Origin of the sequence: Roseibium album (assembly GCF_001404515.1) — a bacterium.
GTDB classification, from domain to species: Bacteria; Pseudomonadota; Alphaproteobacteria; order Rhizobiales; family Stappiaceae; genus Roseibium; species Roseibium album.
In genome coordinates, this window is record NZ_CXWE01000015.1 from 30,677 (window position 1) to 51,532 (window position 20,856).

At 56.9% G+C, this 20,856-nt stretch carries 21 protein-coding genes; 8 read left to right on the top strand and 13 right to left on the bottom strand.

From position 1 onward, the window contains the following. Window positions 1-19: 19 nt before the first annotated feature. Window positions 20-1,459: a M81 family metallopeptidase gene (locus LA5095_RS30150; RefSeq protein WP_055391728.1), complete on the top strand. Its 1,440-nt coding sequence runs from the start codon at window positions 20-22 to the stop codon at window positions 1,457-1,459. Window positions 1,460-1,854: 395 nt separating this feature from the next. Here the strand turns inward: LA5095_RS30150 and LA5095_RS30155 are convergent, their stop codons facing one another. Further along, window positions 1,855-2,763 carry an AraC family transcriptional regulator gene (locus LA5095_RS30155; RefSeq protein ID WP_055391680.1) on the bottom strand — a complete coding sequence of 303 codons (909 nt, stop codon included), beginning with the start codon at window positions 2,761-2,763 and terminating at the stop codon, window positions 1,855-1,857. 169 nt (window positions 2,764-2,932) lie between these two features. On the opposite strand from LA5095_RS30155, the gene LA5095_RS30160 reads away from it, so the two are divergent. Both LA5095_RS30160 and LA5095_RS30165 read left to right on the top strand, forming a co-directional pair. Beyond that, complete coding sequence (locus LA5095_RS30160) at window positions 2,933-3,880, top strand: SDR family oxidoreductase (protein ID WP_055391681.1); 948 nt, start codon at window positions 2,933-2,935, stop codon at window positions 3,878-3,880. Between the two features lie 210 nt (window positions 3,881-4,090). After that, on the top strand, window positions 4,091-4,852 hold the full coding sequence (locus LA5095_RS30165; protein WP_055391729.1) for an SDR family NAD(P)-dependent oxidoreductase: 762 nt from the start codon (window positions 4,091-4,093) through the stop codon (window positions 4,850-4,852). Window positions 4,853-4,857: 5 nt separating this feature from the next. Here LA5095_RS30165 and LA5095_RS30170 read toward each other — a convergent pair whose 3' ends face one another. The 7 genes from LA5095_RS30170 to LA5095_RS30200 form a co-directional block, all read right to left on the bottom strand. After that, complete coding sequence (locus tag LA5095_RS30170; RefSeq protein ID WP_055391682.1) at window positions 4,858-5,175, bottom strand: L-rhamnose mutarotase; 318 nt, start codon at window positions 5,173-5,175, stop codon at window positions 4,858-4,860. 30 nt (window positions 5,176-5,205) lie between these two features. Further along, window positions 5,206-6,018, bottom strand: coding sequence for a sugar phosphate isomerase/epimerase family protein (locus tag LA5095_RS30175; protein ID WP_055391683.1), 813 nt, complete (start codon window positions 6,016-6,018; stop codon window positions 5,206-5,208). A 154-nt stretch (window positions 6,019-6,172) separates the two neighbouring features. After that, a complete protein-coding gene (locus tag LA5095_RS30180) occupies window positions 6,173-6,919 on the bottom strand; it encodes an SDR family NAD(P)-dependent oxidoreductase (protein ID WP_055391684.1) in 747 nt (248 codons plus the stop codon). Between the two features lie 25 nt (window positions 6,920-6,944). Further along, on the bottom strand, window positions 6,945-8,237 hold the full coding sequence (rhmD, locus tag LA5095_RS30185) for an L-rhamnonate dehydratase (protein ID WP_082442577.1): 1,293 nt from the start codon (window positions 8,235-8,237) through the stop codon (window positions 6,945-6,947). Between the two features lie 54 nt (window positions 8,238-8,291). Then, window positions 8,292-9,248, bottom strand: coding sequence for an ABC transporter permease (locus tag LA5095_RS30190; RefSeq protein WP_063832855.1), 957 nt, complete (start codon window positions 9,246-9,248; stop codon window positions 8,292-8,294). 17 nt (window positions 9,249-9,265) lie between these two features. Further along, complete coding sequence (locus tag LA5095_RS30195; protein WP_055391730.1) at window positions 9,266-10,069, bottom strand: ATP-binding cassette domain-containing protein; 804 nt, start codon at window positions 10,067-10,069, stop codon at window positions 9,266-9,268. Between the two features lies 1 nt (window position 10,070). Then, the gene (locus LA5095_RS30200) at window positions 10,071-11,186 is read right to left on the bottom strand and encodes a sugar ABC transporter substrate-binding protein (protein ID WP_082442578.1); all 1,116 of its coding nucleotides are present in this window, start codon (window positions 11,184-11,186) and stop codon (window positions 10,071-10,073) included. Window positions 11,187-11,396: 210 nt separating this feature from the next. On the opposite strand from LA5095_RS30200, the gene LA5095_RS30205 reads away from it, so the two are divergent. Beyond that, on the top strand, window positions 11,397-12,401 hold the full coding sequence (locus tag LA5095_RS30205) for a LacI family DNA-binding transcriptional regulator (RefSeq protein ID WP_144436220.1): 1,005 nt from the start codon (window positions 11,397-11,399) through the stop codon (window positions 12,399-12,401). 105 nt (window positions 12,402-12,506) lie between these two features. Here the strand turns inward: LA5095_RS30205 and LA5095_RS30210 are convergent, their stop codons facing one another. From LA5095_RS30210 to LA5095_RS30225, 4 genes are all read right to left on the bottom strand, one after another. Continuing rightward, on the bottom strand, window positions 12,507-13,850 hold the full coding sequence (locus LA5095_RS30210) for a TRAP transporter large permease (protein ID WP_055391689.1): 1,344 nt from the start codon (window positions 13,848-13,850) through the stop codon (window positions 12,507-12,509). Between the two features lies 1 nt (window position 13,851). Further along, window positions 13,852-14,388: a TRAP transporter small permease gene (locus LA5095_RS30215; protein ID WP_055391690.1), complete on the bottom strand. Its 537-nt coding sequence runs from the start codon at window positions 14,386-14,388 to the stop codon at window positions 13,852-13,854. A gap of 111 nt (window positions 14,389-14,499) precedes the next feature. Continuing rightward, on the bottom strand, window positions 14,500-15,549 hold the full coding sequence (locus LA5095_RS30220) for a TRAP transporter substrate-binding protein (RefSeq protein WP_196894040.1): 1,050 nt from the start codon (window positions 15,547-15,549) through the stop codon (window positions 14,500-14,502). 22 nt (window positions 15,550-15,571) lie between these two features. Beyond that, window positions 15,572-16,621: a pyridoxal-phosphate dependent enzyme gene (locus LA5095_RS30225; protein ID WP_055391691.1), complete on the bottom strand. Its 1,050-nt coding sequence runs from the start codon at window positions 16,619-16,621 to the stop codon at window positions 15,572-15,574. 101 nt (window positions 16,622-16,722) lie between these two features. Here LA5095_RS30225 and LA5095_RS30230 point away from each other — a divergent pair, with 101 nt between their 5' ends. After that, window positions 16,723-17,187, top strand: a complete 465-nt coding sequence (locus tag LA5095_RS30230) for an Lrp/AsnC family transcriptional regulator (protein WP_055391692.1) — start codon at window positions 16,723-16,725, stop codon at window positions 17,185-17,187. 13 nt (window positions 17,188-17,200) lie between these two features. On the opposite strand, the gene LA5095_RS30235 is transcribed toward LA5095_RS30230, so the two are convergent. Continuing rightward, window positions 17,201-17,650 (bottom strand): Lrp/AsnC family transcriptional regulator, encoded by a 450-nt coding sequence (locus LA5095_RS30235; RefSeq protein ID WP_029062999.1) that lies wholly within the window; start codon window positions 17,648-17,650, stop codon window positions 17,201-17,203. 123 nt (window positions 17,651-17,773) lie between these two features. Here LA5095_RS30235 and LA5095_RS30240 point away from each other — a divergent pair, with 123 nt between their 5' ends. The 3 genes from LA5095_RS30240 to LA5095_RS30250 are packed head-to-tail and all read left to right on the top strand — an operon-like array spanning window position 17,774 to window position 20,838. After that, entirely contained in the window at window positions 17,774-18,919 is a 1,146-nt protein-coding gene (locus LA5095_RS30240) for a M20 metallopeptidase family protein (protein WP_055391693.1), read from the top strand. Window positions 18,920-18,921: 2 nt separating this feature from the next. Then, window positions 18,922-20,088 carry a M24 family metallopeptidase gene (locus LA5095_RS30245; RefSeq protein WP_055391694.1) on the top strand — a complete coding sequence of 389 codons (1,167 nt, stop codon included), beginning with the start codon at window positions 18,922-18,924 and terminating at the stop codon, window positions 20,086-20,088. A 9-nt stretch (window positions 20,089-20,097) separates the two neighbouring features. Beyond that, window positions 20,098-20,838, top strand: coding sequence for a maleate cis-trans isomerase family protein (locus LA5095_RS30250; protein ID WP_055391695.1), 741 nt, complete (start codon window positions 20,098-20,100; stop codon window positions 20,836-20,838). Window positions 20,839-20,856 lie beyond the last annotated feature (18 nt).

Consider the following 20,856-nt stretch of genomic DNA (forward strand, 5'->3'; position numbering starts at 1 on the left):
GCAAACGGGAGACCGGACGATGAAGATAGCCGTCGGGGGCATTCACACCGAGTGCAGCACCTATTCTCCGCTGCACCAGGAAGTCGAAGACTTTGACGTCGTCAGAGGCACCCAACTGCTTGAGCACGCAGGACTGGGCAAGGAACGTTTTCCCGATGCCACCTTCTGTCCCCTGTTTCACGCCCGTTCGATCCCGGGCGGGCCTGTGTCCACCGGCTGCTACCTGACTTTCAAATCCGGGTTTCTGGCAGAGCTGCAGGCGTCCCTTCCCGTCGATGGCGTGTTGCTGATCATGCACGGTGCGATGCATGTGCCCGATATCGGCGACCCGGAGGGCGACTGGATCTCCGCGGTGCGGGAAGTCGTCGGACCGGAAGTGCCAATTGCCGTCAGCTATGACCTGCACGGAAATGTCACTCAGAAGATCATCGATCAGATCGACATTTTCTGTGCCTATAGAACCGCGCCGCATATCGATGTCAGGGAAACCCATTTGCGTGCCGCAGACAACCTAGTTGACCAGCTCGCAGGCGGACCTCGAAGAACTGTTGTCTGGGCAGCCATACCGGTTCTTCTTCCCGGAGAACGAACCAGTACGGAAGACGAGCCGGTAAAATCGATCTACCGGGAGCTTCCGCGCTACGACACGCAACAAGCCATCGCCGACGCAAATCTGATGATCGGATACGTCTGGGCCGACACCCGCAGGGCAACGGCTGCCGCCGTCGTAACAGGAACTGAAGCCGACAAGGCGGCTTTGGTCGCACAGGAGATCGCAGCCAGGTACTGGGCGGCACGAAATGATCTTGATTTTGGTGTTCCGACAATGCCGTTGCCTGATTGCCTGGACGACGCCGACCGTGCGGAAACTTTTCCCTTCATACTGGCCGACAGCGGAGACAATCCGACAGGCGGCGGCGTAGGCGATCGCACCGATATCCTCAAGGCCTGGCTGGACCGTGGATTGACCGGGGCTGTCTTTGCGGGGATTGCTGACCCCGGCGCCACCGTGAAGGCCTGGGAAGCGTTCGAAGGCGATGTCCTCAGCCTGGATATCGGCGGCTCATTCGGCAGCGATTGCCCGCGATTGACGATCAGCGCGGTCGTCGGAAAAAAGGTGGGTACAAAACCCGGTCGAAACAGGGAGGTGCTGATCCATGTTTCCGAAAACTCAGTCATCCTGACGGAACGCCGTCGTCCGTTTCACAACATTGTCGATTTGACGCGGTTCGGCATCGATCCGGCGTTGACCAGATACCTGATTGTCAAGTCCGGCTATCTGTCACCTGAACTTGCCCCGCTGGCCAACCCCGCCCGCATGGCGCTCACCGACGGAGCAGTCAACCAGGACATTTCCGCATTGAAAAACGAAAACAGGATCAATCCGACATATCCTTTCCAGACCAACTTCGACTGGCATCCAAAGTCACTGTTTTCAAGGCGTCTCATTGTGAAATAGGCACGGTGCAGGGTCTGTGGCCGGGATCTATTGATTGATCCGGAACAAGACTGCAGCAGCAAGGGACATGGCTGACATGAAGGTGCGGGCAAAGCGGTCAAGTCGGGTTTCGAGAGCCCGCCAGTTCTTCGGTATCGCGAGCACGTTTTGAGTTTATGACGCTGCTTGTGCAGCATCCTTGATTTGTGCTTGGCGCTGTCCGGTTTGATCCTGGCAGGATGCGGGCATTGATCTTGCGGGCACTCAAACCGATCCGGAACGCTTGGTTGCCGTCATCTTTATTGCCAACCTGGATCATGGCGCTCGGCAGGCCGGTAAGATCAGCTCGGCTCCCACAAGATCCGGTGGCCGGCCTTCGATCAGGCAGAGAACAGGCCTTCGCTGTGGGCGAACAATCACGTCGCTATGGACGCTGCCGCCGTCGGTGGGGTGTGTTGGGCATCGCTCCATTGCCTCGGAGACCGACCGTAAATGCGTTTGAATTCCCGGCTGAACTGAGATGCGCTCAGGTATCCCACTTCCATGGCTGCCTCACTCACGGTCATGCCCCCGGAAATTTTCATTGCGGCGTTGTTGAGACGCATCGACTTCACGAACTGGATGGGTGACATCGTCGTTGCCTGTTTGAACTTGCGGTGAAACACGGCACGGCTCATGCCCGCGCGTTTGGCCATTTCGTCTATGGAGATCGGCGCGTTCAAATTTGCTGAAACATGCGCAATGGATCGCGCGATTGTATTGCCGACACCAAATGCCTGTCTTGCAAAACGTCCTGCCTCGCCTTTCAGGACAGCATAATAAAGTTCTCTCAGCCGAGTGTCCCCAAGCACAGCCGTATCCGTTTCACTATCGCCCAATTCCAGCAGCCGAAACAGCGCGTCCGAGAAGGCCCCATCCCAACCAGCGAGCCTGATCCCGAACGAATTCGGGCTCCCCTTGGCAGTCGGAATTACGCCACCTGCGTTTTCCATTTCGATGGCAAGTTCGCTCATCACGCGCGGATTCAAGGAGATGAAAACACCGAAGAGAGGATTTTGCGCGGACGCTGCTGGTGTTCCTGCCGTCACCGGCATGGACGTGGGACAACACAGATATTGGGTGTTGTCATAGACGTACCGCTTGCCGTCCAGCACGGCTTCTTTGCTCCCGCTCGCGATGGCCACGATACAGGGTTCATAGACCGCAGGAGCACAAGGCACCGGCTGTGTTGCGCGGAACAGCTTCACACCCGTCACACCGGTTTCCACGAGGCCGTCATCGTGGATTCTACCTTCGATGAGTTGCCTGACCTGTTCTTGTTTCATGCGGCCAGGTTAGTTCTTCAATGTCTATTCTCGCAACTGGTTTGATACAATTAGGCAATAATTCGCGACAATTTCGTCTGTTTTTGCTCCAAACAGAGAGTTATCTACAGTTTCAAGGCAGAGCCGCACATCGCTCGATACCTCAGTCGACGGCAACAGGAACAGGAAGATGGCAGACACCCAATTCGGCCCAGATGGCTGGACGCCCGGACGCCTCGGCTCACTTGCCGGAAAGACCTACCTGATTACCGGAGCCAATGCCGGTGCAGGATTTCAGGCATCGCGGATCCTCTTGTCGAAGGGCGCAAAGGTGGTCATGCTCAACCGCAGCACCGGAAAATCGATCGACGCTATCGATGAACTGAAAAAGGAATTCGGCGCAGCCGCCGACGTGAGCTTTGTCCGCATGGACCTGGCCGAGCTTGCAAGCGTGCGCGAAGCCGCAGCACAAGTGTTGAGGACTGTCCCACAGGTAGACGCACTGATCTGTAACGCCGCGATTGCGCAGGTGCCCAAACAGAAGCTCACCAAGGACGGCTTCGAAAGCCAGCTTGGCACCAACCACTACGGACATTTCCTCTTGTGCGGAATGCTCTTCAGTCGCATCGAAGACAGCAAAGGGAGGATCGTCGTCGTTGCCAGCCTTGGCTACAAGATGGGGGTAAGGACAATCCAGTTCGACGACATGAACTGGGACAAGAACTATCGCGCCAATTCGGCTTACAGCCAAAGCAAGCTGGCACAGATGATGTTTGCATTTGAACTGCAAGACCGGGTCAAGGCGGCAGACAAAAACGTCGAGGTTTATGTCTGCCATCCCGGGTCATCCGCAACGTCGCTCATCAAAACCAGCGGCAGCCTCGCCTCCAGAACCCTGTTTGGGCTCATGTCGTTGTCGCCATTGGTTCAATCGGCTGAAAAAGGTGCCTATCCGGAGGTGATGTGCGCCACCGAGGATGGCCTGGAGCAGCGGGCACTCTACGGCCCAACGGGTCGCATGGAGTGGGTCGGTCCGGTTGGCAAAGGCACGCTGGAACCCTATGCCTGCGACAAGTCCGTAATGGCAAGGCTCTGGCTCAGGTCAGAGAATGAAACAGGGTTCAGTTGGTGCTTGTGAGCGAAAGACGGGCAACGATCTGCCGGCATTTGATGTTCTTGTTTGGCTTGGGGCCTTCCCTGTGAATTTTCCCGGTCGAATAGTGATATCAGTGGCTGACTTTTGCCTGCAAACTGGTGTATGTTTACGTTAACATCGGAGAGGTTGACGTGACGAGAATTCAGATGGTTCACATCTCGTTCGCGATGGCCAAACGCAAGGATCGGAATGATGCGGCTGAAGTCCAAACGAGTTGTCGTCACGGGAGGATCTTCCGGTATTGGCAGAGCGGTATGCGAACTGTTTGCCCGTGAAGGTGCAGAGCTTGTAATTGGGGATATCGACGACGTCGGTGGCGCGCAAACAATGGCCTCAATTGACAGAGATGGCGGCAAGGCCAGTTTTCGAAAAACCGATATTTCGAACGAAGATGATGTCCGGCTGCTTGTAGAATTTGCCGAGGGCGAACTGGGTGGCATCGACATCGTGATGAACAACGCGGCGGCGTTCGTATTCGGCAAGGTGGAAGACGTCACCAGGGCAGACTGGGACAAGGTGATGGGAGTGAATGTTATCGGTTCGGCGAATGTCGTGCGTTTCGCACTGCCTCACCTCAAAAAGTCAAATGCAGGCGCGGTCGTAAACATGGCCTCGGTCAGCAGCTTTGTCGCCGCTCCTGCCTTCGTTCCCTATAACGCGTCGAAGGGCGCGCTGTTGCAACTGACACGGTCGCTGGCAATGGACCTGGCGGCTGACGGTATTCGTGTCAATTGCGTCTGTCCGGGTGCCATCTACACGCCCGCAACGGAAAAACATTTCGAATTTACTGGTCAGGACCGGGGCGAATTTTTCGAGCAGGAGGCCAATGAAAGTTTCCTGAAGCGGTTCGGAACGCCTGAAGAAGTCGCCTTCGCAGCCTTGTTTCTTGCCTCAGACGAAGCCTCCTTCATCACCGGGGCGCATCTCGTCGTAGACGGAGGGGCGACCGTTTGAACGGATCACTCTTCCATGCGCCAGATCAGGGGCAGCAGGAAGGGGAAATTCGTCGACGGATCGACTTCAACCTTCATGATGGGAGCCATGTATTCATCCCATCTCCGGTTTGCTTCACCATCGTTCAACATTCGGATTGACCGTTCAAGGTCGTCGGTCTCGAAGTAGCCGACAAGGGTCAGGCCATGGCGAAAGATCGAATAGTTTCGTATTCCGGCGGCGCGGGTTTCCGAAACGACTTCCGGCCAGACCTCGTCATGCCGTTTTTGGTATTCGTCCTCGTATCCGGGCCGAAGCTCCAATATCCAGGCGTGTTGTGACATGATTTGCTCCTGAGCGGATGCGTGTGCGGTTCATCCGGTCCATGCACGAAAACAGTCGCGCATCTTCACCGTTTCCGACAGCACGTCGTCGAATTGGGAATTGGTGCCGGCTTCGTGTTCATATTCTATCGTCACCCAACCATCGTACCCGCTGTCGCGGAGCGTTCCGAAAAGACCGGGGAAGTCGATGATGCCTTCTTCCATCTTCGACTGGATCAAACCGGGTCTTGCCTGGCGGACGTGCACATGACCGGCGATACTTGCAAGCGGCTCGATATCCGTCTGACAAAATCCCATGGCAATGAAATGGGATAGATCCAGAACAATGTTCAGGCCCGGAACCCGATGAACGAGTTCCTGCGTTATGTCGGGCGAATTCAGGATACTGCCGAGATGCGGCTCGATCAGAACGGCGGTTTCATTCCTCTGCCCTGCTTCGACCAACGGCTTCAGTGCCTCCGCCGATGCGTCGATCGCCTGCGAACGACTTTGACCCGGATTGATCATGCCGGGAAGCACAAAGACCGACGGAATTGACGCCGCCCGGGCAAATTTCAGCACCGACCTCATATCCGCCAGGTGTTGCGGATCGCGGACACGCGCAAGATTTCGATCTTCGAGATCTTCGCCGAAAAGATGGAACAGGTTGACCGGTTGAACGGGAAGCGAAGCCGATACTTCCGTGCCATACGCTTCCGGATCCGCCAACACCCGGTTCTTGTCGAGGGACGGTTTGAAAAAGTAACCGAGGTCGATTGCCTCAATTCCAAGCGCCCGGACGACCTCCGTCGCCTCAGCCAATGTCAGATGCGGAAATGACCAGCTTGATACGCTCAGTTTCATCTTGCTTCTCCACGGGGGTCAACCGGTGCCCGGAAACTTTCAGTGTTGATGAGCCCCGGAAACCGACATCCGATTTCACGGAGCCCCGGCTCACGCCACTCGTGAGGGCGCAGACAATTCAGGGGAGTATTCCTGCGCCGAAGACAAAAGGGCGTCAGTAGGTTGCCCGGCCTCCTGAAAGATCGAAGACACCAGCCGTGGTAAAGCTGTTCTCGGACGAGGCCAGCCAGGCAATCATGTGTGCAGCTTCTTCCACTTCCAGAAAACGGCCCCGTGGGATTTTCGACAACATGTAGTCGATGTGTTCCTGTGACATCTGGTCGAAGATGCGGGTGCGCGCGGCGGCGGGTGTAACGCAATTCACTGCAATGTTGCCACCGGCAAGTTCCTTGCCGAGCGACTTTGTGAAGCCGATCACACCGGCCTTGGACGATGAATAGGCTGCAGCATTCGGGTTGCCTTCCTTGCCCGCCACGGACGCTATGTTGACGATGCGTCCGTAGTCACGCGCCTGCATGTCGGGAACGGCAACCTTGTTCACATGAAAAGTGCCCAGGAGATTGACCGCAACGATGTCGTGAAATTCCTTCACGCAATAGTCGGCGACCGGACTGTTGGAACCGGCGATGCCGGCAGAATTCACAACGATATCCACCGGTCCCAGTTTGTTTCTGGTCTGCGCGTAGGCAGCTTCGACGCTCTCCCAGTCGGCGATGTTCACCGATACTGCCTGGGCGCCTTCGCCCAGCGAATGCGCCGCCTTGACGGCAAGGTCTTGGTCCATGTCCCAGATGGCGACACGAGCACCGCCCTCCGCCAGGGTTTTCGCCACGGCCCAACCAATCCCCTGTGCGCCACCGGTTACAATCGCAACGCGCTGATTGAAATCGTATCTGTTCATCCCAACTGATCCCGTTTGATGCCGGTCATCCGGCAAGCTCTTTGTATGGTCGCCTCAAGTGCAGCGCCTCACGGTTCAACTCCAAACCGAATCCGGGCGTGTCAGGCAGCGTAATATAACCATTTTCCGGCAATGGTTCGTGCAAGAACATTGTTCCGAAATTCGGCTCGATCCGGTCTGCGCGCTCACTCATCATCATGAATTCAGCCATGCTCACCTGGCCCAGCGCCATGGCCATGTAGTATCCGTAGACACCACACCCATGCGGAACAAGGTCTACCGAATGGGACGAGGCCAGTGCCGCGACACGGAGAAACTCAGTCGGCCCTCCCATCCACATCACATCGGGCTGGAGCAAGTCGACACCGCATTCGATCAGTTGCGCATATCCGAACCGGGTATATTCATGCTCGCCGGTGGCCAAAGCGGTTCCACCGGCTTGCGCGTGCATCTTCCCTGCAAGTTTCGCGTGCCCGGCATAGTCGTCCGGCATCAGAGGCTCTTCGATCCACTGAAGCTTGAAGGGCCGAAGGCGCTCCGCCAGTTCGGCAGCGTAATTCGCCGACATCGACATGTAGCAATCGAGCATCAGGGGAAAGTCGGGCCCGACCTTCTCACGCCAGTCGGCAATGAAGGCGACATTTTCGGACATGCCCTTCGCGCCATTTCCAGGGCCGTAGGGAAGCGGGACCTTGGCACCGTGGAAGCCCAGGTCCTGCGCAATATCCGGACGCGAGGTGGTCGCATAGACCGGCACCCGGGACTTGGTACGTCCCCCCATCAGGTCAAAGACCGGCGCACCGACCGTTCTGCCGTAAAGGTCCCAAAGCGCGATATCAATCGCGCTGATCGCGTGAATGGCGAGCCCTTTCCGGCCGTAGTGGATCGACGCACGCCACATCTGCTCCCAGATATGGCACCGGTTCGCCGCGGTCTGTCCTTTCACGAAGAGAGACAGGTGCCGCTCGATAAGAAAGGCAGCTGCCTCGCCTCCCGTGCTGACCCCGATGCCCACCCGGCCGTCTTCGTCTTCGATCTCGACTATGACTGACGGAACATTCGCGACGCCCCAGCTTTGACGCGATCCGGAATATTCGGGATAGATGGACATTGGATTTGCGATCGGTGGATGTGTTGCCGCATGATCCCATTTTCCGTCCGGACCGGGACATCCTGCAATCCAGTGACTGTTTGGTGTGTCGTGAACATCACTTGCACCGTAAATCTCCGGATTGCTGACAAGTGCACGCACATCCATGATGGCAGGCTGGCCCGCCTGCGGAGCGACCGCGTCAATTTGCATGGGATGAGAGTACATCAATGTCGCCTTGTCTTTATGCTTGGAATTTGGAGACTTTTTCCTGCCATCCGGCTAACCGTCGTCCACCCTGCCGCGGCGAAGTTCGTCATACAGAACCGCAGCAAGCAGAATGCCGCCCTTGACGACCTGCTGCCAGAACGACGGCACCTGTGCCAGCGTAAGCCCGTTGTTGATCATGAACAGCAGGATAAGACCGATTGCGGTTCCCAGCAGCGTGCCACGTCCCCCTTTCAGGCTCGCACCCCCCAGGATCACGGCCGTGATCACGTCGAGTTCGAAGCCCATGGCGGCAGCAGGACGTGCGTTACCGGTCCGTGCTGCCAGCATCAGGCCAGCCAGCGCCGCGGTCGCGCCACAGGTTATGTAGATCAGCAGCCGCCACCTCTGCGTCGATATCCCGGCCAGCCTTGCAGCGCGTGCATTCGACCCGATGGCGTAAATGTACCGGCCAAAGGTCGATCGCGGCAGGAGAAGCAGAAATGCAAGGTAGACCAGCACAAGGATCAAAACGATATAGGGAATTCCTGCCAGTTTACCGGTGCCGAGGTTAAGCCAGGTCTGGTTCGTTATGACGATCTCGCGACCGTTCGAGATGACGAAAGCCAGACCGCGAATGATTGCGAGCATTGCAAGCGTCGCGATGAGCGGGTTGATCCGGAAGTAGGAAATCAACACGCCATTGGTCGCTCCGATACTCATGCCCAATCCGATTGCGGCGCAAAACGCGGCCGCGACACCAAATCCTGAATCCAGCATGTAGGCGGCCAGCATTCCGGCAGCCGCCATGGTCGACCCGATCGACAGGTCAAAACCACCTGCAATGATGACGAGGGTCTCCCCAACCGCGGCAATTCCGACGATGACAAGCGCCTTGGCGACGTTCAGAAGATTGGTTGCCGTCAGAAAATAGGGCGAAATGAAACTGAGTGCGATGAAGACCACAACCACGGCCAGCACAAGGCCGGGGTTCAGTGCAGTTGCACCACGGCCCCAAATTCTTGAATTCATAAACGAGTTCAGCACGTTCACGCTTCTGCTCCATTGCCAACGGTGTCACCGGTCATCATTTCGGTCATCATTGCCATCGTTTGAGCCGGTGGAAGCTCGTGCGGCATCATTTCGCCTGCAATGCGACCGGCGCGCACAACCACGATCCGGTCGCAAATGTTCAGGATGTCGGTGAAACGGTGGCTGACCAGGAGAATGGACACGCCCCGCTGCTTGAGCCGTCCGATCATTTCCCAGAGCTTGCGGATCTTCTCCGCAGACAGGGCTGCCGTCGGCTCGTCCATGAGAAGCGCCGCCGGATCGAATTGCAGCGCCCGCGCCACAGCTACCATTTGGCGTTCACCTCCCGACAGCTGACCGACTTCCCGTTCAACATCAAAGTCCAGCCCCATGTCGGCGATGTCGTTGGCCGCGGCCTCTGTCATTGCCTGACGGTCGAGAACCCTGAAGGGGCCAAAATTCTTCTTCAGCTCACGACCAAGGAAAATGTTCTGCGCCACATCAAGATCTTCGCAAAGCGCAAGATCCTGGTAAATCATCTCGACGCCGTTGCGCCTGGCGTCAAGCGGACTGCCGAGGGTGAGTTTCTGGCCTCGAAACAGCATTGTTCCACTGCTGGGACGATGGACCCCCGACAACACCTTCACCAGGGTCGACTTGCCCGCTCCATTGTCACCAATGATGCCGACAGCTTCTGCCTCACCGATCTTCAAATCGACCCCGTCGAGTGCGGTGTAGCCGCCGAATTTCTTGGTGATGCCACGAAGCTCGATCAGGGGTGGCCGGGCGCCACTGTCGGCGCCCGGATTATGTCCGCTCATTTCACTCTGCGGGGTAGGCATCGTTGATGCTTTCTTCTGTCAGGAAAACATGGTCCAGGTGCACCTCTTGTGGCACAGCCTTTCCTTCCAGGATATCGGCGGCAATCGAAACCGCGTAGTCGGGATATTTCTCGGGGAAATAGGCCACGCAGCCAAGGAAGTGGTTGTCTTTCACGGGCACGCGCGTTGCCGCAACTCCGACCTCGTCGCAACCGATGCCGACGGCGACTCCTTCGCGACCAGCCTGTGCGATTGCGTTCGACATCCCGAAGCCGCGCGGATCGTCAATTGCTGTTGCCAGGACGAAACCCGCCCCGGGGTGGGCGGTCAGCCAGTCCGTCACCACGGTCAATGCCTGGTCGGTCGTGCCTGCATCGATCAGTTCGTCGTCGATCCTGTCGGCAGGAAGGGCACCACAGACCGTCTGGACACCATCGACAAAACCGGACAGCCGTTCATTGGCGGCCTCCCCCTCACCGGGGTTGATGCCGACGAGCACTGTAACATCATCGCAGCGGCCAAGCGCCTTGGCATGTTCGGCAGCTGCCTGCCCGCCAATCAGGCCACTGGCGTAGTTGTCGGCTCCCAGGAAAATGGCATTGGGATGAACAACGTCGACCGACATGACCGGAATGCCTGCCTCGTTGAAGATATTCATCACCGCTGCTGCAGCACCCGATTGCCAATTGGATTCAATGACAACATCAGCCCCTTGCTGAACCAGAAGCTCAGCACAAGTAACAGCCTGGTCGGCCTTGAAGGCATTGTCGCAGTAGACCACCTCGAACCCCAACTCACCGGCAAGCTCATAAAGCCTCTGGTTGATCGCGTAAGAGAACGGAATTGCCGCCCAGCCCTCGGCAAATCCGACTTTCGTGCCGTCAGGCAAAGCCCGCGGCGATGCTTCGTAAGCGGCCGAAGCATCTCCTTCGGTGGGTTCGAATTTCCTGGATCCGGTATCATAGACCCAAAGGGAACGCTCTTCGGGCAACAACGCACCCGGGATACCCCCCTTTGGCCGGGCTTCAAAATCCTGTGCAAAGGCTGTCGGAACCAGCACCGTCGCCCCGAGGAACACCTTTGTCATGAGGCGTATAGTAGATGTTAAGCTTAACATTATCAGTCCTCCCTTTTTAGAAATTCTCCACCATTCTTATTGTTCTTTTTTGGTACGAATGACGCTTGTATCGTGTATAGACAACGAAACCAGCTTGATGTTAAGGTTAACATAGACTTTCACGAAACGAAAATTTAGTCAAGCGCATTGGTTATCGAGGTCGATTTGTCAGACAAAAAAGGGAGTTACAGGCAGGAACGCGCGAACCTGATGGCTGTAGCCAAATATGCGGGCGTGTCGGCGATGACGGTGTCTCGCGTGCTCAACCAGCCTGGAAAGGTGGCCGAGGCGACCCGCAAGAAGGTCCAGGCAGCGGTCGACGCTCTTGGATATGTGCCGAACCTGGCGGCAAACACTCTGCGCCGGGAACGCAGCGGTGTTATCGTCGCGCTGGTCCCAACACTCGAAAACTCCGTTTTCAGCGACACCGTGCAAGGCATTTCAAATGCTCTGGAGCAGGAGGGTTGCCAGTTGCTTCTGGGCTGTTCGTCCTATTCCCCCGAGCGTGAGGAAAAACTGGTAAGGGCCCTGCTCGGCCATCGTCCCGACGGGATCATTCTTACCGGAACCCTGCACACGGCCGAAACGCACAAATTGCTGGAGAGTGCCAGGATCCCGGTTGTCGAAATGTGGGACATTGCAGCTGATCATATCGACATGGCTGTGGGGTTCGACAATTTCGCTGCCGGACATGACATCGCCAGCCACATGATAAGTTGCGGCTATGAATCCCTGGGCTATGTCGCAACCAGCCCTGAACACGAAATCCACGAAAATCGGGCCGCCAAGCGCAGCAAAGGCATTTATGCGGCAGTTGCCGAAGCAGGCATCGGGATGCCTGCTCGCCAGAATGTTCGCAATCCCCTTGATATTGCCGACAGTGGCGTGATCGCAGCCGATTTTGTCGTCGCAAATCCCGGTCTGGATGCGATCATTTGCGCAAATGAAATCATCGGGGTCGGCGCGATTGCGGAATTGCAGAACCGGGGTTGGCAGATTCCCGATCAGATTGCGGTATGCGGTATCGGCGATGCCAACATAGCCGCGCTGGTCACGCCTGGCCTTACAACCGTACAGTTTTATGGTCAGGATATCGGGAAACGTGCGGCAGAGCTTATCCTGGATCGACTGAATGGACAGCAGGCGGCCGAAGGAAAACAGGATGTCGGGTTCAGGATCGTCAGTCGGGCAAGTACGGCTGAAAAACCTTCCTAGACTTCGCCATCGGGCGCGCTTTTCAGACTTGGCATCCGGCCGGAAAAAGTCGCGGACTTACCTGAATAACCCGAAGGAACGCGCACGGACCTTCGGGTTTTCGTGTCAAAGGGATGCCAGGTCCCGCAACATCAACGCAATGCCCGGGAAGAATATCAACAAGGCGGACATCACGAACAGGATCACGAAAAACGGGAATGTTCCCTTGATCACTTCCATGTATGGCTTGTTGAATATCGCGATCGCCGTGAAGATGTCACAGCCGAACGGCGGTGTGGCCGATCCGATTGCCATCTGCAGGGTGACCATTACCCCCACCAGCACCGGATCAAGACCTGACGATTCGACGATCGGCACGAAAATGGGTGTCAGGATGACCAGCACCACCAGCGAGTCGACAAACATGCAGCCGACGAAGAAGCTCAACGCGATAATGGCAAGAATATAGGCGTCGGAAGCCCCCTCCAGATCGAGCGGCTCCAGCAGGCCTTGCGGGATCTGCTCGAATGAGATGTACCAGGAAAATGCCTGCCCCATCCCGACGAGAATGAACACCACAGCCGTTATGAGACCGGTACTGAGGGCCGCGTTCAGGACGTCATTCAGCTTGAGTTCGCGATAGATCAAACACTCGACCACCAATGCGTACAGCACCGAAAAGGACGCCGCCTCGGTTGGCGTGACTGCGCCGGAATAAATACCGCCGACAATCAACGCCGGAAATCCGAGTGGAAGCAGGGCTCTTTTGAGAGCCGCGATCCGTTCCGCACCCGTTTTTCGTTCCACAAGCGCAATCGTGTCGCCCTGAAGCAGGCTATAAACGTAGCAGTAGACCGAAAACAGTACAGCCAGCACGATCCCGGGCCCGATGCCGGCGATAAAGAGCTCTCCAACGCTGGTATTGGCGAGAGTGCCGTAAAGGATGAGCCCGATACTTGGCGGGATAAGAAAGGCAATGTCGCTGGCGTTGATGATCAGCGCCATGACGAAACTGTCCTTGTAACCTGCGGCCAGCAGTTTCGGACGCATGATCTGGCCGACCGAAACGACGGTTGCCTGCGTGGAGCCGGAAACGGATCCGAAAAGCGTGCAACTGAGGCAGGCCGTGATCGGCAGTCCTCCCCGGCGGTGACCGAAATAGGCTTCGATCAGACCCAGGAGATTGTTCGCCGTATGCCCGCGCGCCATGATGTCTGCCGCCAGGATGAACATGGGCACGGCGATCAGCGCATTGGGTGAAATGCCGGTGACAATCTGCTGAATGATGACACCGGTATCGATCTGCGAGAAGTGAACGAGCCCCACCAGCGCCGCGACGGCCAGGGGCACCACCATTGGAAAACTGAGAAACAGCAGGACCACCATGGTCACAACAAGTGTGAAGGTGATGACGTAGATATCAAGTTCACCAGCCACGACATCACTCAGGAAATTCATGATATCGCTCATGTCAAACCCCGATGTCTTCTGCGTCCCCGTCCTGGACGGACAAAGACAGATAGGTGCCTTCATGGGTGACGTTCATCAGAAATGCGATCAGGTATTGCAGGCTGGCCATGGCCAGACCGACGGGGATCACCGCATAGATGATATAGACGGGAAACTGCAGCGCCGGTGACAACCGGTTTATGTCCTTGACTTCCTGAACATAGATCACTGATTTGTAGGTCAGGAACATCAGCAACAGGCCTGTTGTCAGCGATATCAAGGTCAACAGGACCTTCTTGGTGCGGCTGGAAAGTGCATCGTAAACGGCGGTCATTCGGATATTCCTGCCCTTGCGAACCGCGTAGGCAAACCCGACAAATGTGACACCGACGATCAGAAACTGGTTCAGCTCTTCTGCGAAGAACAGGCTTTGGCCGAATGCATACCGACCGATAGCGTTTGCGGTCGAATTCACCATCATCAACAGGATTGAAAAGATGATAATGGCCTTTTCGGCGAACTCGATCCCCCGGTTGGCGGTCAGCAACAACGTCTTCATGATGATCTCCCGATTGCTGGCCGAAGTTCGGCGCAGCCGCGCCCTCCTCGCGCGTTCAAATGCAAAAAGCGCGGGAACAGGTCCCCACGCCCTTCGCGTATCGTTGTTCGCCTATGAGGCGTCTTTTACTTCGCGGACAAGATTTTCCAGGATCTTCCGCGCACGCGCGCGCGCCTCGGATTTCTCTTCCTCGCCGTAAGCATTTTCGACAACCGTGTAGTAGGTTTCATGCAGACCGCTGCTGAGATCCCTGAAGACAGCGCGTTCTTCATCCGTCAGAACCACGACCTTCAGATCCGGGCGTTCAGCCAGTATCTTGTCCATGTTTTCCTTGTTGATCTGGAGCTGGTAGTCGTGTGCGGCCTGTTCGGCAGCTGCGATCGCCTTGTGCACCATCGCCTGCTTGTCGGCGCTCAGGCCATTGAACCATTCGCTGTTGGTCGAAACGGTGCCGACGTAAGGCTGCTGGCCAGGAAACATCAGATAGTCCTGAACCTCGTGCCATTTGGCGTTGTAGATAAAGTAGATCGGATTGACCATGCCATCGACTGTCTTGAGCTGCAGCGCCCCGTAGACTTCCCCCCATGAGAGCGGTGTCGGGGTTGCACCGAAGGCCTTGTAGGTCTCTACCGGGATCGTCGAGGTGAAGGTGCGGATCTTCTGGCCGTCAAAATCGGCCGGGCTGCGGATTTCCTTGTTGGCCCCCCAGGCCATTTCACCTTCGGAAATCATGGTCAACAGCTTCAGATTGACCTTTTCGAACCGATCGCTGAGATCGTTATAAATCGTTTCACTGCTTGTCAGAACCTCGCGAATGGCATCCACATCGCTGCCCAGCACATACGGAACACTGAGTGCCTGGACTTCGGGAACATAGGATCCCAGATGACCGGTACCGACCGAGACAAACTGGACGGTTCCTCTGGCCGTCAGCTCGACGATGTCGTTTTCGGTGCCGAGCTGGCCGTAATAGAAAATCCGGACTTTGATGTCGCCGTCCGATTCCTCCTTGATCGTCTCGGCGAAGGTCTTGGCGAATATGTCCTGTACATCGTTCTTGTCTTCTTCGGACGCGAACTTCCACGTTTCAGCACTGGCGCCTGTTGCCAGCGCTGCGGCCAGCAATGCCGGAATGGCGAGTTTTGAAATCAGTTTCTGCATTTTGTTTCCTTTCCCGACCCGCTCAGGCGGGTCCCTCGGAGATGATGACAAGGGGCAAAAAATCCTTGCCGGTTGAGCTTTCGGGGACCTGTGCACACAACGCGCCGAAGCCGGCTGCGCCGGATGGAGTGGTGGTTATGCCGAGCTTCGTCACGGCCTCGGCTGCGGCTGCGCCGTCTTCTTCGGAGAGCGTCTGATAGGTGACCTGGCAGCGCTCAAGCACCTGCCACGCGACGATCGAAGGTTCCTTGCAGTCCAGGCGCCCCATATTGGAGTCTGGTCCGTCGGACCGGGTTGCCTTGCCTGCGTCATGACTTGCCTTCAGGCAGGCCGCGGCTTCGGGCTCGACCACGATCAGGTCCGGTTGTACGGTCCAGTTCAGCCTGATCATGTGCGCCATTGCGGCTGCGAGACCGCCGACGCCGGCTTGCAGATAAACGTGGGTAGGCCAGCGTCCCGACACCTCGAACGAGGCGCGCATTTCTTCGGCTATGACGCAGTAACCTTCCATCACCCATTTGGGGATCTCGGTGTATCCGGACCACGTACCGTCGGCGAGCAGAGTTGCACCGGTCCGGGCAGCATCCGATATCGCAGCCGCGACACTTTCATCGTAGACCTCGCCTGACCGCACGACCTCTGCACCCAGCGCGCGCAGGCGCTCTGCAAAGTTCTCCGGAACGGTTTTGGCCAGATGGATACGTGACCTGGCGCCAACATCCCGGGCTCCGGCGGCAACGCCCAAACCGTGATTGCCGGCACTTGCGCAAACAAAGGTCTGCGTTTCGGCCAGCAACCGCACATCCGCATCCTTGAAACGTGCGGGCGTCAGGGTTTCTCCGGTTTTGGCAAACCAGGCTTCTCCGAGCAGCCGGGCAACAGCATAAGGTGCGCCGAGTGCCTTGAAGGCCCCCAGCCCCATCCTGTCGGTCTCGTCCTTCGCCAGGATGCAATAGCCGTCAGGTCCCTGCACTTCCCGCAAAGGCGAGACTGCATAGTTTCCTTGTGCCTGGAAGAAGGCTAGAGCCCGCTCGAAGTCCGGATTAAAATCAAGAATGTCTGCGTGTTTCATGCTCCATGATGTAGCATTTTCACATTATTTGATTTTTTCAATTATCCATCTAAACTCAACTAAATTTCTTGATAGAAACCAAAATCTCGAGAAAAAATATCATGGATGATAATTTTGATGATGCCGACAGAACGATCCTCAGATTGATGCAGTCCGACCGGCGGATCGGGTTGGAAGTCATGGCCGAAGAATGTGGATTGTCGGTACCGTCGGTACAAAGACGACAGAAGCGATTGAAAGACGCAGGTGTCATCAAGCAGGAAGTCGCTATCCTGGATCCTGCCCGGCTGGACTACAACATGACATTGATTGTTCTGGTCGAACTGGAACGCGAAAGCCTGCAGCAACTGGACATGTTTCGCAAACTCGCGCGCAATGAGCCGCAGGTCCAGCAATGCTACTATGTGACCGGAGACGCCGATTTCATTCTGATCTGCACGGCAAGGGACATGCAGGATTTCGAGGAATTGACCCACAGGCTGTTCTTTGAAAATTCAAACGTCCGGCGATTTCGCACTTCCGTGACGATGGAACGAACGAAAGTCGGGCTGACGTTGCCGATCTGAGTTGTCGGTGCGTTCACAGAACGTCGAGCGATACCTTCACCCTGTCCATCACCACCGATGTTCTGAAACGGCTGATGTTGGATTCATCAAAGAAATGCTCCTGGGTGAATTCTTCATATTCCTTGATATCCCGGACAGTGAGGATAAGCGTGAAATCCGCTTCTCCGGTCGTGTAGTAGCATTGCTGAACACAACGTGCGGAGCGCATCTTGCGCTTGAATTCATCCAGGTGCCGGCGGCTTTCTCGTTCCAGAATGACATCGACAATGATTGTCATTTCGCGTCCCAGTCGTGAAGGTGACAATACCGCGATGTCTCTTTCGATCACCCCGCTTTCGCGGAGCCGCTTCAAGCGTTTTTGCACCGCGGGCGACGACAATCCTATTTCCTGACTGATCGTGTCGGCCGTCAGACGTGCATCGCGCTGCACAAGGCGAAGTATTTCAAGATCCTTGTCATCCATGGTCCGAATTTGATCGCCTTTTTTTCGTGTTTCAATGTTTTTCGTCATCAATCAGACAAAAATCAACGCCCACCAACCGAGCAGACATTGTAAATAGAACTCTGGGATACGGGAGGCGTATGCATGAACGCGCTTGAAGAACGTTTGACGGAGCGGCGGCGGGATTTTCACCGCAACCCTGAACTCGGATTTCAGGAGAACAGAACCAGGCTCGAAGTTGCCCGCGAATTGCGCGCAATCGGCCTGGAGGTTCACGAGGGTGTCGGTGTTGTCGGTGTTTTGCGCAGCGGCAAGGGCAATCGCGCCATTGCATTGCGGGCGGACATGGATGCGCTCCCGATCACCGAGACATCCGTCCATGACCATGTGTCGGAAACGCCCGGCGTAATGCATGCCTGCGGGCATGATGGACACATGACAATGCTGCTGGGCGCCGCTGCCCGACTTGCCAAAAATCCGGATTTCGACGGGACTGCCGTGTTTTTGTTCCAGCCCAACGAAGAGCACGGGCTCGGTGCCCGTGCCATGATCGACGAAGGCGTTCTGGAACGCTTCCCGGTTGACGAAGTTTATGCGATCCACAACCTCCCAGGTGCCCCGACAGGACAGGTTTCCTCCCGGACCGGCATCATCTGCAACAGCGAAACACTGTTTGAGATCGAGGTACAGGGCCGCGGCGGACACGCTTCCATGCCGCAAACGGGCGTGGATGCGATAACGGTCGCTTCGGAAATCGTTCTCGCGCTGCAGACCATCGTTGCACGCAAGCTTCCTCCCGCGGCCGGAACAGTGGTGTCCGTCACCGAATTTGTGACGGACGGCCAGCGCAATGTGCTTCCCGGGCAGGCCATCCTGAAAGGCGACTTCCGCGCCCGATCTCCGGAAGATCGGACCGCCGTGAAAAAATTCATGCGTCAGATCTCCGAAGGCGTGGCCGCGGCACATGGCGTTACGGTTTCGGTCAGTTTCGCTGCAGAATTCATCGAGACAATCAATGCACAGGAGCCGACGAACGCGGTTTACCGGGCTGCAGAAGCAGCCGGATGCGAAACCGTGAGAGAACGTCCGCCCATGAGTTTTTCAGAAGACTTTGCGCAGTTCTCCAATGCGGTTCCCGGTTGCTTTCTACTGATGGGAAATGGCGAAACGGGTGCACATGGGCAACCGTTGCACGCCTCCGACTATGACTTCAACGATGAACTTCTGCCCATCGGGGCCGAATTCTGGGTGCAACTGGTTCGCGACCGGCTGCCATTTCGAAAGGACTGATCGTGACCGGGTCACCCATGCGCGGATTTCCCGAAGCTGAATTTGCGGCTCGCACCGAACATGCCCAGACAGGCATGGCCGCAGCGGGTCTCGGTGGATTGTTGCTGATGACGGAAGCGGAGGTCAGGTATTTCACGGGCTTCCATACCCTGTTCTGGCAAAGCCCGACCCGGCCATGGTTCGTCTTTGTGCCACCGGTCGGCAAACCGGTCGCTGTCATCCCCGAAATTGGTGCGGAATTGATGCGCAGTACATGGCTGGACGACATCCGCACCTGGAGTGCACCCTGTCCGGACGATGACGGGCTGAGCCTGTTGACGGAATTGCTCGCGCCTATGGCTCAGGCGGGAAAAACAATCGGTGTGATGAAAGGCCATGAAACAGCGCTGCGCATGCCGTTGGGCGACTATGAACGCCTGGTTGCAGGTCTGCCTGGCCTTTCGATAGCGGATGCGACCGCGCTGATCCGGGGTCTGCGCATGGTAAAGTCCGATCGGGAGATCGAGAAGCTTGCACACATTTGCGCGATCGGTTCACGGATATTTGCGAGCGTTCCCGAGCTGGCGCATGAAGGTCAGCCCCTGGAAGATCTGTTTCGGGCCGTCCGGCGTGAAGGCCTTGCCCTGGGTGCCGATGACGTTCCTTATCTGGTCGGCGGCGCGGATCAGGGTGGCTACCGGGACGTGATTTCCCCTCCCTCCCGTCGCCCGCTTGCCAATGGCGACATTCTTATGCTGGACACCGGCGCGGTTTGGGACGGGTATTATTGCGATTTCGATCGGAATTTTGCCATCGGGACAGCCGACGATGCCTCCCGCCGTGCCTATGATGTGCTCTGGCGTGCGACCGAAGCCGGACTTGATGCCGCGCGTACAGGTGCGACCTGCCGGCAGCTCTTTCAGACCATGCAGGCTGTCATCGCAGAACTGGACGATCAGGGTGGCGATGTCGGCCGCCTTGGACACGGACTGGGTATGCAGCTCACAGAATGGCCCTCGCACGCTGCCTTCGACCACACTGTGCTTCAGGAGAATATGGTCCTCACACTCGAACCCTCACTGAGTTACGGCGATGGTCGCATCATGGTGCACGAGGAAAACATCGTGGTGCGCAAGGACGGTCCGGAGTTGCTGTCAGAACGCGCTCCCCGCGATCTGCCCGTTATCTGAGGAAGACCCATGAAGCTGGAATTTGATACGGACATCGGGATCGGGACCCGCGCAACGATGGGCATGATCGTGCTGGAAACCGACGAAACACTCGAGCCCGAGTTTTCAAGAATAATGGCACTCGAGGGCGTCGCGCTCTATCACAGTCGTATTCCGATGGTGCCCGAAGTCCGCGCAGACACATTGGCCAAAATGGAAAGGGACCTCCCGGCCTCCGCACGACTTTTGCCGAGTGCGCCGGACTATGACGTGATCGGCTACGGATGCACATCGGCATCCTCGGTGATCGGTTCGGAAAACGTTGCCCGTGCCATCCGGACGGTCTATCCGAACGCTCTGGTGTCCGACCCGCTTGCCGCTGTCATCGCGGCTGGACGCGAGCTCAAGGCAAAACGGCTCGGCTTCATCACGCCGTACATACCTGAAGTGTCTGAACGCATGCGGCGGCGACTTGTCGAAGCCGGATTTGACATCGCCGGATTTGGATCGTTCGAAGAAGGCAATGACCGGACTGTTGCCAGAATTTGCGAGAAGTCGATCGTCGCTGCGGCAGAAAACATTGCTGCGGCAGCCCCCTGCGACGCGATCGTGATTTCTTGCACCAGCCTTCGAACCCTGAATATTATCAAGGAGATGGAGCGGAAAGTCGGCGTGCCGATCATCAGCAGCAATCAGGCGCTGGCCTGGCACATGCTTCGCCTTGCAAAAATCAGGGACCCTTTGCCCGATTTCGGTCTCCTGTTCGGCTAGCGTGAAGCCGGCCATTCA